14 protein-coding genes and 1 tRNA gene are annotated in these 13519 nt (G+C 70.6%); 7 read left to right on the top strand and 8 right to left on the bottom strand.

The window, feature by feature from the left end; genetic code table 11:
* On the top strand, window positions 1–629 hold a 629-nt coding region (locus ACFYZZ_RS42925; RefSeq protein WP_389188765.1), incomplete at its 5' end, for a LacI family DNA-binding transcriptional regulator.
* 117 nt (window positions 630–746) lie between these two features.
* On the opposite strand, the gene ACFYZZ_RS42920 is transcribed toward ACFYZZ_RS42925, so the two are convergent.
* The 3 genes from ACFYZZ_RS42920 to ACFYZZ_RS42910 all read right to left on the bottom strand — a co-directional run bounded on the left by ACFYZZ_RS42920 (window position 747) and on the right by ACFYZZ_RS42910 (window position 2668).
* Window positions 747–820 (bottom strand) — tRNA-Pro (locus ACFYZZ_RS42920).
* Between the two features lie 66 nt (window positions 821–886).
* The gene (locus ACFYZZ_RS42915; protein WP_389188762.1) at window positions 887–1645 is read right to left on the bottom strand and encodes a Pr6Pr family membrane protein; all 759 of its coding nucleotides are present in this window, start codon (window positions 1643–1645) and stop codon (window positions 887–889) included.
* Between the two features lie 96 nt (window positions 1646–1741).
* Window positions 1742–2668: a metallophosphoesterase gene (locus tag ACFYZZ_RS42910; protein WP_386579423.1), complete on the bottom strand. Its 927-nt coding sequence runs from the start codon at window positions 2666–2668 to the stop codon at window positions 1742–1744.
* A gap of 164 nt (window positions 2669–2832) precedes the next feature.
* Here ACFYZZ_RS42910 and ACFYZZ_RS42905 point away from each other — a divergent pair, with 164 nt between their 5' ends.
* The gene (locus ACFYZZ_RS42905; protein WP_100827460.1) at window positions 2833–3300 is read left to right on the top strand and encodes a GatB/YqeY domain-containing protein; all 468 of its coding nucleotides are present in this window, start codon (window positions 2833–2835) and stop codon (window positions 3298–3300) included.
* A gap of 96 nt (window positions 3301–3396) precedes the next feature.
* Here ACFYZZ_RS42905 and ACFYZZ_RS42900 read toward each other — a convergent pair whose 3' ends face one another.
* Window positions 3397–5700, bottom strand: a complete 2304-nt coding sequence (locus ACFYZZ_RS42900; protein WP_389188758.1) for a transglycosylase domain-containing protein — start codon at window positions 5698–5700, stop codon at window positions 3397–3399.
* Window positions 5701–6156: 456 nt separating this feature from the next.
* Between ACFYZZ_RS42900 and wblA the strand changes: the two genes are divergently transcribed.
* Complete coding sequence (gene wblA, locus ACFYZZ_RS42895; RefSeq protein ID WP_179851885.1) at window positions 6157–6495, top strand: transcriptional regulator WblA; 339 nt, start codon at window positions 6157–6159, stop codon at window positions 6493–6495.
* 257 nt (window positions 6496–6752) lie between these two features.
* Here the strand turns inward: wblA and ACFYZZ_RS42890 are convergent, their stop codons facing one another.
* Together ACFYZZ_RS42890 and ACFYZZ_RS42885 are read right to left on the bottom strand one after the other, a co-directional pair.
* On the bottom strand, window positions 6753–8153 hold the full coding sequence (locus ACFYZZ_RS42890) for an ArsA family ATPase (protein ID WP_389188755.1): 1401 nt from the start codon (window positions 8151–8153) through the stop codon (window positions 6753–6755).
* Window positions 8150–9127 carry an ArsA-related P-loop ATPase gene (locus tag ACFYZZ_RS42885; RefSeq protein WP_386579430.1) on the bottom strand — a complete coding sequence of 326 codons (978 nt, stop codon included), beginning with the start codon at window positions 9125–9127 and terminating at the stop codon, window positions 8150–8152. The genes ACFYZZ_RS42890 and ACFYZZ_RS42885 overlap by 4 nt, the downstream gene beginning before the upstream one ends.
* Window positions 9128–9233: 106 nt before the next feature.
* On the opposite strand from ACFYZZ_RS42885, the gene ACFYZZ_RS42880 reads away from it, so the two are divergent.
* The 4 genes from ACFYZZ_RS42880 to ACFYZZ_RS42865 all read left to right on the top strand — a co-directional run bounded on the left by ACFYZZ_RS42880 (window position 9234) and on the right by ACFYZZ_RS42865 (window position 11784).
* Window positions 9234–9395 carry a DUF4177 domain-containing protein gene (locus ACFYZZ_RS42880; RefSeq protein WP_003975360.1) on the top strand — a complete coding sequence of 54 codons (162 nt, stop codon included), beginning with the start codon at window positions 9234–9236 and terminating at the stop codon, window positions 9393–9395.
* Complete coding sequence (locus ACFYZZ_RS42875) at window positions 9392–9856, top strand: RidA family protein (RefSeq protein ID WP_389188751.1); 465 nt, start codon at window positions 9392–9394, stop codon at window positions 9854–9856. Before ACFYZZ_RS42880 ends, ACFYZZ_RS42875 begins: the two co-directional genes overlap by 4 nt.
* Window positions 9857–9923: 67 nt before the next feature.
* A complete protein-coding gene (locus tag ACFYZZ_RS42870; RefSeq protein WP_389188748.1) occupies window positions 9924–10805 on the top strand; it encodes an NUDIX hydrolase in 882 nt (293 codons plus the stop codon).
* A 148-nt stretch (window positions 10806–10953) separates the two neighbouring features.
* Complete coding sequence (locus ACFYZZ_RS42865; protein ID WP_389188745.1) at window positions 10954–11784, top strand: MBL fold metallo-hydrolase; 831 nt, start codon at window positions 10954–10956, stop codon at window positions 11782–11784.
* A gap of 60 nt (window positions 11785–11844) precedes the next feature.
* Here ACFYZZ_RS42865 and ACFYZZ_RS42860 read toward each other — a convergent pair whose 3' ends face one another.
* Entirely contained in the window at window positions 11845–12654 is an 810-nt protein-coding gene (locus ACFYZZ_RS42860) for a nucleotidyltransferase domain-containing protein (RefSeq protein ID WP_389188742.1), read from the bottom strand.
* A gap of 139 nt (window positions 12655–12793) precedes the next feature.
* Entirely contained in the window at window positions 12794–13468 is a 675-nt protein-coding gene (locus tag ACFYZZ_RS42855) for a Crp/Fnr family transcriptional regulator (protein WP_023547771.1), read from the bottom strand.
* Window positions 13469–13519 lie beyond the last annotated feature (51 nt).

The raw sequence follows: 13519 nt of genomic DNA, 5'->3' as shown, positions 1-13519 counted from the left end.
CTGCCCGGCACGTCGGCGCAAAGCTGGTCGACGTCGCCCGCCGCGCCGAGGTCTCTGCGGCAACGGTCTCGAACGTGCTGAACCGGCCGGACATGGTCGCGGAGCGAACGCGGATCAGGGTGGAGACAGCCGTCGCGGAACTCGGCTACGTGCGTGCGGGCCAGTCGGGAGAGACGGCCGCGCACTGGCGCCGTACCGGTTTCGCGACCTGGCTGTTCCATCCGGCCACGACGGGGTGGTACCCGAAGAAGGCCCCGCAGGAGGCGCGCCCCGTACCTGTGATGGCGCACCCTTGGCCAGGGGTGCCGGCGCGGGGCCGGAATGCCTCGGGGCGTGCCGACGCGTGCTGGCTGCCGATCGCACGGGGTCTCACTCCGCACGGGCTCAGGCACTCCCACAAGACAGTCATGGAGGAGCTCGGGACCCCGCCCAAACTCATGGATGAACGGCTGGGGCACGAGGATGGCTCGGTGCAAGCCCGCTACTCGCACATCACGGCGCGGATGAGGAACCGGCTCATGGACGGCCTGACCGAGCAGTGGGAGGGGGCGTTGGCGGAACGGTCTGCCATGCACCCGCGGTCACCGGTGCGCGCGCTCGATGCGCTGCTGAGAGCGCGTCAGGGGTGATGTTCGGGGAGTCGATTTCCTTGATCCACTCCCCATTCACTCCCCAAGGGCTCTGTGGAACGAGTCAGGGCCGGTTTCCCGCGGAGGGAAACCGGCCCTGACCTGGTGTTTCAGCTGTCGGGGTGGCGGGATTTGAACCCACGACCTCTTCGTCCCGAACGAAGCGCGCTGCCAAGCTGCGCTACACCCCGATGTCGCTGCTTGTCGCGGCGACGTCGTTTACTTTAGCCCACTGGTGGCCGGAGACGAAATCCGGTTTAGCCGCCGTGGCGGACCGGAGTCGGGCGGGTGTGGTCCAGGGCGATCAGGAGCACCGCCAGGGCGTACATCGCGAGCCCGATGAGGAGGGCGTTCGCGAGGGTACTGCGGTAGCCGTGGGCCTCGACGTCGAGGAAGGGGTAGAGGTAGCGGGCGGGGGTGGCCGGGGGGACGAAAGTCGCCCGGATCAGGGAGAAGGCCAGGTAGGCCAGGGGGTAGAGGAGCCAGCTCGCCGCCTGGCGGAGGTGCAGGCGGGTCGCGGGGGTGAGCAGGAGCCAGTCCAGGACGGCCGCCAGGGGGACCACCGTGTGGAGGAGCTGAAGGGCCGCCCACTGGGCGTGCCAGCGGGCCGGGGGTGCGGTCGCGTCCGTCATGGAGAACGGGGGCGTCGTGTGCGCGAGAAGCAGGTGGTAGACCAGCGCGGTGATCACGGCGTAGAGAAGTGTGGCGCCTGTCACGGACGAGGGGAGCGGGCGGCGGGCTCGCCAGGCCCTGGATGCCGACAGGAGCATGACCACTGCCAGCAGGATGCTGCTCTGGACGCTGAAGTAGCTCAAGGTCCGGGCGGGGCTGCCCAGCAGGAGCTGCAGGGCGACGCCGGCCGCCGCGGCCAGGGCGATCAGGAGGCGGAACAGCGCTGCCAGGGGGCGGCGGGCCGGGGCCACCACCGCCGTGGCCGGGACCGGTGCGGGCAGCAGGAGGGGCGGGCCCGGGACCGCGGGCAGGTCCGGGATCTCCCTGGGTATGGGGGCGGTCATGCCCCCACGCTAAGCAGGGGGGATGAATGGGGCTATTCGGGGCACTCCGGGTGGGTTACGTCGTCCCGTGGCGCCCCATCAGCTCCCTTCCCTTACTTACTCCCGCCCCACCAACGTCAGCAGCGTCGCCTCCGGAGGGCAGGCGAAGCGGACGGGGGTGTAGCGGTTCGTTCCGCAGCCCGCCGACACGTGGAGGTAGGACGTACGGCCCTCCGCCGTGTGCGTGGACAGGCCCTTCACGCGGTCCGTGTCCAGGTCGCAGTTGGTGACCAGAGCGCCGTAGAAGGGGATGCACAGCTGGCCGCCGTGGGTGTGGCCGGCCAGGATCAGGGGGTAGTCGTCCGCCGTGAAGGAGTCGAGGACGCGCAGGTAGGGGGCGTGGACGACGCCCATCGAGAAGTCGTACGTGCCGGAAGGGCCGCCCGCCACCCGGGCGTAGCGGTCGCGCTTGATGTGGGGGTCGTCCAGGCCGGTCAGCTCGATCGACACGCCCTCGACCTTCAGCACACCCCGCGTGTTCGTCAGGTTCAGCCAGCCCGCCGCGTCGAATCCGTCCCTGAGGTCCTCCCAGGGGTTGTGGATCACACCCACCGCCGGGGCATTGCCGTTCAGGCCGTGGCGACCGCTTGCCTTCTCCAGCAAGTAGCGGGCGGGGTTGCGGAGTTTGGGGCCGTAGTAGTCGTTGGAGCCGAAGACGTACGCGCCCGGGAACTCCATCAGGGGGCCGAGGGCGTCCAGCACCTCGGGGACGCCTTCCGGGTCGGACAGGTTGTCGCCGGTGTTGATCACGAAGTCGGGGCGCAGGCCCGCCAGCGACTGCAGCCACCGCTGCTTCTTGCGCTGGCCGCCGACCATGTGGATGTCGGAGACCTGGAGCAGGCGCAGCGGGCGCATGCCCGGCGGGAGGACCGGGACCGTCACTCGCCGGAGGCGGAAGGAGCGGGCCTCGAAGCCCGCCGCGTACGCCAGTCCGGCGGCGCCTGCCGCCATGATTCCCAGGGGTACTCCGTATCGCGCGCGCATATGACCATGGTGTCAGACCTCGCCGAGCCGTTGAGACCAGCCGCCTTGTGCCCCCCCGGGCCGGTCGCCGTGTAACCCCAGGGCCGGCCGCCGCGTAACCCCGGGGCCCGGCCCCGCGTAAATGCGCGGGCGCCCCCGCTGTCGTACCTGCGACAATCGACCGCATGACCACCACGCTCAAGTCGAAGCTGCACGACGACCTCAACGCCGCGATCAAGGAGCGCGACGAGCTCCGCTCCTCGACGCTCCGGCTGACGCTCGCCGCGATCACCAAGGAGGAGGTCGCGGGCAAGGAGAAGCGCGAGCTCTCCGACGACGAGGTGCAGAAGGTGATCACCCGCGAGGCGAAGAAGCGCCGTGAGGCGGCCGACGCCTTTGCGCAGGGTGGTCGCCCCGAGCAGGCCGAGCGGGAGAAGGCGGAGGGCGAGGTTCTTGCCGCTTACCTGCCCAAGCAGCTGTCCGACGACGAGCTGAACGCGATCGTCGCCCAGGCGGTCGAGGAGGCGAAGGCGGCCGGTGCCGAGGGGCCGCGGGCCATGGGTGCCGTCATGAAGATCGTGAACCCGAAGGTGGCCGGCCAGGCCGAGGGCGGCCGCGTCGCCGCGGCGGTGAAGAAGCTCCTCCAGGGCTGAGAGCCGGGAACAGAGACGTACTAGTACGACGGCGGGGCCGCACCTCCAGCCAGGAGGTGCGGCCCCGCCGTCGTACCCGGGTGAGGCCCGCCGGGGCTAGCCCCGCGTGCCCCCGTTCTTGTTCCCGCCGTTGGTCTGTCCCTCGATGAAGTTGCCGGGGAGGGAGATCGTCGGCGTGGGGAAGGTGCCGCCGTTGGTGTCGCCCGTGGCGCCGCCGGTCGTGCCCCCGTCAGTGAGGCCGCCGATCAGTCCGCCGATCAGTCCTCCCGTGTTGTCCCCGTTCTTGCCGCCGTCGTTCCGGCCTTTTCCCCGGCCTTTCCCGTTGATGTCGTCGTCCGGGATGTCGATCAGGTTGAAGTCCGGGGCCGCCTTGCCCGCCAGGGCGCCGGTCATGGCGTCCTTCCAGATCGGGCCGGGGACCTGACCACCGAAGACGAGGTCGTGGTAGACCCCGCCGATGCTGATCCCCGTCATCTTCACGTTCTGCTTGGCGCTGCCGACCCAGACCGCACCGGCCAGGTTGGGCGTGTAGCCGACGAACCAGGCGTTCTTGCGCTCGTCCGTCGTACCCGTCTTGCCCGCGCTCTCCCGGTCGGTCAGGCCCGCCTGCTGGCCGGTACCGGAGTCGACCACACCGCGCAGCAGGGTGTTGACGGTGTCGGCGGTCTTCTCGCTCATCGCACGTGAGCAGGTCGACTTGGGGACCTCGATCGACTTCTGCTCGTTGCCGATCTTCTGGGTGATCGACTCGATGGCGATCGGGGTGCAGTACATGCCCCGCGCGGCGAAGGTGGCGTACGCGTTCGCCATGGTCAGCGGGGAGAGGCCGATCGAACCGAGGGCGATCGAGGGGGTCTCCGGGAGCTTCGAGCCGTCGCCCTGCACCACGTGCAGCGCGTCGGTCATCTTCACCACCGGGCACAGACCGATGTCGGAGATCAGCTGCACGAAGTAGGTGTTGATGGACTTCGCCATCGCCTCCTTCATGCGGTACGGGCCCTTCTCGGACTCGTTCTCGTTCTCTACCGTCTCGGCCTTGGTGTTGACGTAGGGGTTGCTGCTGCACCGCTGGACCGGGCTCGGGTAGTTCATCTTGTACGGCGCCGAGTACGCCTGCGTCGCCGGCTTGCCGCCCTCGATCGCGGCCGCCGCCACGAACGGCTTGAACGTCGAACCGGTCGGGAAGCCGTAGTTGGATCCGCCCATGTCCCGGTTGACCGAGAAGTTGTACTCGGTCTCGTTGTTGCCGTAGCCGTAGGGCTTCGACTGGCCCATCGCCAGGACCTTGCCGGTGCCGGGCTCGACCAGGGTGGCCGCCGCCGCGACGCTGTCGGACTTGTAGACGTGCTCCTTCAGGGAGGCCTGCACGGACTTCTGTGCCTGCGGGTCCATCGTCGTACGGATCGTGAGGCCGCCGCGGTTCCAGAGCTTGGCGCGCGCCTCGCGGGTCTTGCCGAAGGCCGGGTCGGTCAGGAAGACGTTCTCGACGTACTTGCAGAAGAACGCGGCGCTCTTGGTGGCCGTGATGCAGCCGTTCTTCGGCTGGCTGACGTGCAGGCCGAGCGGCTTCTCCTTGGCCCGGTCGGCCTCCGCCTGGGAGATGTCGCCCAGCTCGGCCATGCGCTGCAGGACGGTGTTGCGGCGCTTGGTGGCCTCGGCCTCGTCGTTCACCGGGTCGTAGCGGCTCGGGGACTGGACGATGCCGGCCAGCAGCGCCGACTCCTGCACGTTCAGGTCCTTGGCGTGCTTGGAGAAGTAGCGCTGGGAGGCGGCCTCGACGCCGTAGGCCTGCTCGCCGAAGAAGGTGATGTTCAGGTAGTTCTCGAGGATCTTCTTCTTGCCCAGCTTCTCCTCGATCTGGATCGCGTACTTCAGCTCGCGAACCTTGCGCCCGAGGGTCTGCTGGGTGGCCTCGGCGACCTTGGTGGGGTCGTCGCCGGCCTCCTCGATGAAGTAGTTCTTCACCAGCTGCTGGGTGAGCGTGGAGGCGCCCTGGGAGACCCCGCCGCTCTGCGCGTTCTTGTTCAGCGCGCGCAGCACGCCCTTGAGGTCGATCGCGCCGTGCTTGTAGAAGCGGGAGTCCTCGATCGCGACGATCGCCTTCTGCATGTACGGCGAGATGTCCTTGAGGTCCACCACCGTACGGTCGCGGGAGTAGACCGTCGCCAGCTGGTTGCCCCGGCTGTCCAGTATGGTCGTGCGCTGGCTGAGCTGGGGGCTCTTGAGGTTGGCCGGGATCTCGTCGAAGCCCTTGACCGAGCCCTTGGCCGCGAGTCCGAGCGCGCCGGCAGCGGGCAGCGCGATGCCCGCCATCACGGCTCCCGCGAGCACACTGACACCGAGGAACTTGGCGGCCTGCTGTGTTGCCGACAGGCCACCGCCCGAGCGCTTCTTTGGCATGGGGGCAGCCTAAACCGTTGTGATGAGCGTTCCATCACGGCACGGCAAAGCAGAACGCGTACCTTCTCATTCGCCGGACATGCGCGCAGGCCTTGGCCTAAGCTGCTCTCAACTGTCACAGCACTGCAGCCACGTATCAATACGTCCGGCGAACCCGAATCGTTCCGGAAGTACCCCGGCTTTCTGGTGGGGGCGTGTCCGAATCCGCCTCGCGTGTCACCTGGCGTCCGTTGTGGCGCACCACAGCCGTCCCGGTTTGCCGGGATGATCACGCATGTCGCCAGCTCACTCCCGCGGGTGATCTGCCGCTTACCCATAGTCCGTTCGGGCCATTCAAGATTGGGCCCGAAGGGGGTGTTGCGCTGTCCCCACCTTCCGTAACGTCCTCAACTGGCGGCGGTGAATATGCCGCTGCCGCCGTGGGGGAGCCTCGATTCGGGAGAGGACGGCGCCGGTATGGGCTGGGTAACCGACTGGAGTGCGCAGGCTGCCTGCCGCACTACCGATCCGGATGAACTGTTCGTTCAAGGAGCAGCACAGAACAGGGCCAAGGCGGTGTGCACCGGATGTCCGGTACGCACCGAATGCCTGGCCGATGCGTTGGACAACCGCGTGGAGTTCGGCGTGTGGGGAGGTATGACGGAGCGGGAGCGCCGCGCACTGCTGCGCCGGCGGCCCACCGTGACCTCCTGGCGCAGGCTGTTGGAAACCGCCCGCTTGGAGTACGAGCGCGGCGTCGGCATCGTGCCCCTCGACAGCGACGAGGTGTACGAGAACTACGCGGCGGTGAGCTGAGGGCATCGCCCCCGGCGTGGACCCGGGGCCACTCCGACCGGCCATGAGGCATGGGAAGCAACGGTCGGACGTGTGTCGTGGGACACAACCGCTGAACACCTGCTGTGCGTGGGCGTGTCCTCGGGGCAACGCCCGCTCGGCAGGCGAGTAAGAACTCGGCGCACAGCTCGGTCAGGTGTGCGTCCGTTTACGGCCGGGACCCGGGCGGCTGAGCCGCCCGCGGTGAGCGGGTGAGCGTGAGCCGCCCGCGCTGGGCGCTACGACAGCTCCGTTCGCCCCGCCGCCAGCCGGTCCCCGATGTCGCGCAGGCCCGTGAGGTCGTGCACGTCACCGGGCAGTGCGGGTACCTCGACGACCGCCACCTCGGGGTGGCGGGCGGTGAAGCGGTCACGCGTGCGCTGCTCGCGGGAGAGCAGCTGCATGCGCTCCGCGTGCAGCCTCAGCAGGCCTGCGGTCAGCTGGTCGACGGAACGCTCAGGGTCCGCTTCCGTGTCCCCGGCCGGGGAGCCGTTGTCCGGGGAGCCGTTGTTCGGTGAGCCGCTGTCCACGGCCGGTGAACCGTCGTCCGAGGCGGGGGAGCCGTCGTCCGGAGCCGGTGTTGCGGAAGCGGGAGATTCTGAACTGCCGTACGTGTCGGGAGAGTTACGAAGTCCAGCTTTCCCGCCCCCCTGATCCACAATGCGGGGCTCCTCAAGATTTTCCGCGGCGGCGAGCGCCCGCTCGGCCGACAGCCGGCCGGCGCTGCTGCCATGGACCCGGTTGAGCACCAGTCCGACCAGCGGCATGTCCTCCGCGGCCAGCCGCTCCACGAAGTACGCGGCCTCGCGCAGCGCGTCCCGCTCCGGGGCCGCCACCACCAGGAACGCCGTGCCGGGCGCCTGGAGCAGCTTGTACGTGGCGTCCGCGCGCGTGCGGAAACCACCGAACGTGGTGTCCATCGCGGCCACGAAGGTCTGTACGTCCTTCAGCAGCTGGCCGCCCAGCAGCTTGCCCAGCGTGCCGGTCATCATCGACATGCCGACGTTCAGGAAGGCCATCCCCGCGCGGCCGCCGAGCTTCGCCGGAGCGGTCAGCAGCCGGATCAGGCGGCCGTCCAGGAACGAGCCGAGCCGCTTGGGCGCGTCCAGGAAGTCCAGCGCCGAGCGGGACGGCGGGGTGTCGACCACGATCAGGTCCCACTCGTCCCTGGCCCGCAGCTGGCCCAGCTTCTCCATCGCCATGTACTCCTGCGTGCCCGCGAAGCCCGCCGAGAGCGACTGGTAGAAGGGGTTGGCCAGGATCGCGGCCGCCCGCTCCGGGTCCGCGTGCGCCTCGACGACCTCGTCGAAGGTGCGCTTCATGTCGAGCATCATGGCGTGCAGCTCGCCCTCGCCCTCGGTGCCCTTCACCCGCCGGGGCACGTTGTCGAGGGAGTCGATGCCCATCGACTGGGCGAGCCGGCGGGCCGGGTCGATGGTGAGGACGACCACTTTGCGGCCCCGCTCGGCCGCCCTGAGGCCCAGCGCCGCCGCGGTCGTCGTCTTGCCGACCCCGCCCGAGCCGCAGCACACCACGATCCGGGTCTTCGGGTCGTCCAGCAGCGGGTCGACGTCGAGCACGCGCGCGGCGGAGAGGTGCGGGCGGGCGGCGTCCTGCGCCTTTGCCGGGTCCGGACTCATGACAACCCCTGCTTCCGCAGCTCGGTGGCGAGTTCGTACAGGCCCGCGAGATCCATGCCCTCGGCGAGCAGCGGCAGTTCGTGCAGCGGCAGGTCCAGCTCGCCGAGGACCGCGCGCTGCTCCTGCTCCAGCGCGTGCCGCTCGGCGTACTCCGCGGCCTGCTCCAGCAGCGGGTCCACCAGCCGCTCGGCGTTCCCGCCCCGCCGGGCCCCGCCGAGCCCCGCGGCCGACAAGGCCTGCGCGAAGGAGGAACGCCGCACGGTCCGTACGAGTTCCAGGTCGGTCGCGTCCAGCACCTGGGGCCGGACCATGTTCACGATGACCCTGCCCACCGGCAGCCGTGCCGCGTGCAGTTCGGCGATGCCGTCGGCGGTCTCCTGGACGGGCATCTCCTCCAGCAGCGTCACCAGGTGCACCGCCGTCTCCGGCGACTTCAGCACCCGCATCACCGCCTGCGCCTGATTGTGTATCGGGCCGATCCTGGCGAGCCCGGCGACCTCGTCGTTGACGTTGAGGAAGCGGGTGATGCGCCCGGTGGGCGGGGCGTCCATGACGACGTAGTCGTACGCGAACCGCCCGGACTTGTCCTTGCGGCGCACCGCCTCGCACGCCTTGCCGGTGAGCAGGACGTCCCTCAGGCCCGGCGCGATGGTGGTCGCGAAGTCGACCGCGCCGAGCTTCTTCAGGGCCCGGCCCGCGCCGCCGAGCTTGTAGAACATCTGGAGATAGTCCAGAAGGGCCAGTTCGGGGTCGATGGCGAGGGCGTACACCTCCCCGCCGCCCGGAGCGACCGCGATCTTCCGCTCTTCGTAGGGCAGCGCCTCCGTCTCGAAGAGCTGTGCGATGCCCTGCCGACCCTCGACCTCCACGAGAAGCGTCCGCTTCCCCTCGGTCGCGAGGGTCAGCGCGAGTGCGGCGGCGACCGTCGTCTTTCCGGTCCCGCCCTTGCCGCTGACGACCTGGAGCCTGCTCACGCCTTCGAGACTAACCAGTCCGGCCGACGGTCACGCGGGAGGCTGTGGATAAACGGCGCTCAGGCCGTCCACCTGTCCCGTGGGTCACAGCGGATACAGTCGGCCCATGACCAAGTGGGAATACGCAACCGTGCCGCTGCTCGTCCATGCCACGAAGCAGATTCTGGACACCTGGGGCGAGGACGGCTGGGAGCTCGTCCAGGTCGTGCCCGGGCCGAACAACCCCGAACAGCTCGTGGCCTACCTGAAGCGGGAGAAGCAGGCGTGAGCGCGGTCGAGGCCAAGCTGGCCGAACTGGGTCTGACCCTGCCGGCGGTCGTCCCGCCGCTGGCCGCGTACCAGCCGGCCGTGCAGTCCGGTGTGTACGTCTACACCTCCGGCCAGCTGCCGATGGTGGACGGCAAGCTCCCGGTCACCGGCAAGGTGGGCGCCGAGGTCACCGCGGAGGAGGCCAAGGAGCTGGCCCGTACCTGCGCGCTGAACGCCCTGGCCGCCGTGAAGTCCGTCACCGGCGACCTGGACCGCATCGCGCGCGTGGTGAAGGTCGTCGGCTTCGTCGCCTCGGCCGCCGACTTCACCGGTCAGCCGGGTGTCGTCAACGGCGCCAGCGAGCTGCTCGGCGAGGTCCTCGGCGACAAGGGCGTGCACGCCCGCAGCGCGGTCGGCGTCGCGGTGCTGCCGCTGGACGCGCCGGTGGAGGTCGAGATCCAGGTCGAGCTGGTTCCCTGAGTTCCCTCAGCCCCGCTGGCCTCGGGTACCTCTCGAACATTCGCCCTACACGGGATAGCCTCCGGCCATGGCGAACGGTCAGTGGTATCCCGAGGAGTGGCCCGACCGCATCCGCGCGCTCGCGGACGGCACCCTCACCCCGGTGTCCCCGAGGCGCGCGGCCACGGTGCTGCTCCTGAAGGACACCGCGGCCGGACCGGTCGTCCACATGCTGCGCAGACGCGCCTCCATGGCCTTCGCCGGAGGCGCGTACGCGTACCCCGGCGGCGGTGTCGACCCGCGCGACGACGACCGCCAGGTCCGCTGGGCGGGCCCCACGCGCGCGTGGTGGGCCGACCGGCTCGGCGTCGACGAGGCCGGCGCCCAGGCCATCGTCTGCGCGGCCGTCCGGGAGACGTACGAGGAGGCGGGCGTCCTGCTCGCCGGACCCGACCCGGACTCCGTCGTCGGCGACACCACCGGGGACGACTGGGAGAGCGACCGCGCCGCCCTTGTCGCCCGCGACCTCTCCTTCGCCGAGTTCCTGGACCGCCGCGGCCTGGTGCTGCGCTCCGACCTCCTCGGTGCCTGGACCCGCTGGATCACCCCGGAGTTCGAGTCCCGCCGCTACGACACCTGGTTCTTCGCCGCCGCCCTCCCCGAGGGCCAGCGCACCCGCAACGCCTCCACGGAGGCCGACCGCACGGTGTGGATCCGCCCCGAGGAGGCCGCGGCCGGGTACGACAAGGGCGAGCTGCTGATGATGCCGCCCACCATCGCCACCCTGCGCCAGCTGCTCCCGTACGCCACCGCCGCCGAGGCGCTCGCCGCCGCGCCCGCGCGCGACATGACCCCGGTACTTGCGCGCGCCCGCCTGGAGAACGGCGAGATCGTGCTGTCCTGGCCGGGGCACGACGAGTTCACCAAGCACATACCGACCGCCCCGAGTACCAGTGGAGGCCCCGCATGACCGACGCCGCAGCCCTGCCCGCCCAGCCGCGAGGCGGTGTGCCGTTTCCTCGTGCGCCCCTTACGCTGCTGCGCGGGCTGCGGGGCGCTGCGCCGGCCTCCGACCGGGGGCTCGACGCATCGACGACGCTGCCGGACGGAGCTTCCGCATGACCGACGCCGCAGCCCTGCCCGGCCAGCCGCGAGGCGGTGTGCTCTCAGGGCCCGCGACCGAACGGGCCGTCAACGTGCTTGCACCCAACGCCTCCGCGATGACCCTGGACGGCACGAACACCTGGATCCTCGCCGAGCCCGACTCCGAGCTGGCCGTGGTGATCGACCCGGGTCCGCTGGACGACACACACCTGCGCAGCGTCGTCGACACGGCCGAGAGGGCCGGCAAGCGGGTCGCCCTCACCCTGCTCACCCACGGCCACCCCGACCACGCCGAGGGCGCCGCCCGCTTCGCCGATCTGACCGGCACGCGCGTGCGTGCCCTCGACCCGGCGCTGCGGCTCGGTGACGAGGGCCTGGCCGCCGGGGACGTGATCAGCGTCGGCGGCCTGGAGCTGCGGGTCGTGCCGACACCCGGGCACACCGCGGACTCCCTGTGCTTCCATCTCCCGGCCGACCGGTCCGTGCTGACCGGCGACACCATCCTCGGGCGCGGCACGACGGTCGTGGCGCACCCCGACGGCCGCCTGGGCGACTATCTGGACTCCCTGCGCCGTCTGCGGTCCCTGACCGTGGACGACGGCGTGCACACGGTCCTGCCGGGTCACGGGCCGGTCCTGGAGGACGCCCAGGGCGCGGTCGAGTTCTACCTCGCCCACCGCGCCCACCGACTCGCCCAGGTCGAGACGGCCGTCGAGGACGGCTACCGCACCCCGGCCCAGGTCGTCGCCCATGTGTACGCCGATGTGGACCGCTCCCTGTGGCCGGCGGCCGAGCTGTCCGTGCGGGCCCAGATGGAGTATCTGAGCGAGCACGGGCTGATCTAGTCCGGCGAAGGTCTGTTCCGGCCGAGGGGCAGGGGGCTGGTCCGGCTGCGGGGCGGGCGTCTAGTCCGGCCGTGGGGCTTTGACGCCGTGCACGCGCGCGTACTCCCCGGCCAGCCACGGCCCGAGGTCGTCCACGTACGACCGCAGCACGTCCGGGTCGCCGACGGGCTCGTAGCCGTACTCCGCCGCCCTGCGCAGCTCGGCGGCCCGCTCGGGGTAGTACGCGCCGAACACCTGGGCCATCTCCCGCAGATCGCTGGTCCAGCCGTTCCAGCGGGGTATGACGAGGGTGAAGCCGGTGCGGACCAGGTGCCGGGACATGAAGCGCACCAGGGGCCGCCTGGCCTCCGCACGGTCCGCGGCGGCGGCGATCCGATCCCGCCAGCGGGGGAGGAGCAGCGCGAGGTCGCCGTTGGTCTCCCGGGCGAGCAGGGAGTCGGGGCGGTAGCGGGGCAGGTACTCGGCGAGGTCGTCCCCGAGCAGCGGGGTGCACAGGCAGGCCACGAACCAGCCCAGGTCGTACCTCTCCAGGTCGCTCAGCAGCCGCGCCCGGCCGTACAGCAGCGTGCCCACGCCGTCGATCTGCGGGAACTCCTTGTCGAGCGCCTCGCCGAGGGCACGGACGGCCTCCCGGGCGGCGTCGGCGGGCTCCTCGTGCAGCGCGACCAGCAGATCCAGGTCGCTGCGCCCCACGCGCGCGGTGCCGCGCGGAATCGACCCGTAGAGGTAGGCGCTGTGCAGCCGCGTCAGCAGCCGGTCGCGCGCGGCTGCCACGACCGGACGGAACGCGTGCGGCACGCGCGCGAGGGAGCCTTCGCGCTCGATGAAGCCCAAGGCGTCGAGCCCGTGGGGGACGGGGAGTTCGACCATGCGTTCACTGTGCCCCGAGGGGCACGGTGAAGCCGCATGTTTTTCGGTGCCGGTCGGCATCGGTCAGCCCGTCCGGCGTTCGAGGACGAGGCCGGCCAGGCCGAAAGCGGAGGCCTGGGGGCGGCAGCCCCCAACGACCTCAGCGCGACCGCTTGGCCAGCCGCTCGACGTCCAGCAGGATCACGGCCCGCGCCTCCAGGCGCAGCCACCCACGCTGGGCGAAGTCCGCCAGCGCCTTGTTCACGGTCTCGCGCGAGGCGCCCACCAGCTGGGCCAGCTCCTCCTGCGTGAGGTCGTGGACGACGTGGATGCCCTCCTCGGACTGCACGCCGAAGCGGCGGGAGAGGTCCAGCAGGGCGCGCGCCACACGACCGGGCACATCGGAGAAGACCAGGTCGGACATGGCGTCGTTGGTCTTGCGCAGTCGCCGGGCGACGGCGCGCAGCAGGGCGCCGGCCACCTCGGGGCGCGCGTTCAGCCAGGGCTGGAGGTCGCCGTGACCGAGACCGAGCAGCTTGACCTCGGTCAGCGCGGTCGCGGTCGCCGTACGCGGGCCCGGGTCGAACAGCGACAGCTCGCCGATCAGCTCGCTGGGGCCGACGACGGCGAGCATGTTCTCGCGCCCGTCGGGGGAGGTGCGGTGCAGCTTGACCTTGCCCTCGGTGACGACATACAGCCGGTCACCGGGGTCGCCCTCGTGGAACAGCGAGTCGCCGCGCGCGAGGGTCACCTCACTCATGGAGGCGCGAAGCTCCGCGGCCTGCTCGTCGTCGAGAGCCGCGAAGAGCGGGTTGCGCCGCAGAACGTCGTCCACGAGTTCTCTCCTTGTCGACCTGCTCAGGGGATCTTGCTCCCCCTTGGTACC

It is taken from the genome of Streptomyces sp. NPDC001816 (assembly GCF_042892235.1).
In the GTDB taxonomy this organism is placed as follows: Bacteria; Actinomycetota; Actinomycetes; order Streptomycetales; family Streptomycetaceae; genus Streptomyces.
This window is presented reverse-complemented; position numbering and strand designations above follow the sequence as displayed.

Coding starts and splice junctions, on each gene's coding strand:
- ACFYZZ_RS42865 (WP_389188745.1), top strand. CDS start 10,954: ATGACCGACGCCGCAGCCCTGCCCGGCCAGCCGCGAGGCGGTGTGCTC.
- ACFYZZ_RS42870 (WP_389188748.1), top strand. CDS start 9,924: ATGGCGAACGGTCAGTGGTATCCCGAGGAGTGGCCCGACCGCATCCGC.
- ACFYZZ_RS42915 (WP_389188762.1), bottom strand. CDS start 1,645: ATGACCGCCCCCATACCCAGGGAGATCCCGGACCTGCCCGCGGTCCCG.
- ACFYZZ_RS42880 (WP_003975360.1), top strand. CDS start 9,234: ATGACCAAGTGGGAATACGCAACCGTGCCGCTGCTCGTCCATGCCACG.
- ACFYZZ_RS42910 (WP_386579423.1), bottom strand. CDS start 2,668: ATGCGCGCGCGATACGGAGTACCCCTGGGAATCATGGCGGCAGGCGCC.
- ACFYZZ_RS42890 (WP_389188755.1), bottom strand. CDS start 8,153: ATGAGTCCGGACCCGGCAAAGGCGCAGGACGCCGCCCGCCCGCACCTC.
- ACFYZZ_RS42860 (WP_389188742.1), bottom strand. CDS start 12,654: ATGGTCGAACTCCCCGTCCCCCACGGGCTCGACGCCTTGGGCTTCATC.
- wblA (WP_179851885.1), top strand. CDS start 6,157: ATGGGCTGGGTAACCGACTGGAGTGCGCAGGCTGCCTGCCGCACTACC.
- ACFYZZ_RS42900 (WP_389188758.1), bottom strand. CDS start 5,700: ATGCCAAAGAAGCGCTCGGGCGGTGGCCTGTCGGCAACACAGCAGGCC.
- ACFYZZ_RS42905 (WP_100827460.1), top strand. CDS start 2,833: ATGACCACCACGCTCAAGTCGAAGCTGCACGACGACCTCAACGCCGCG.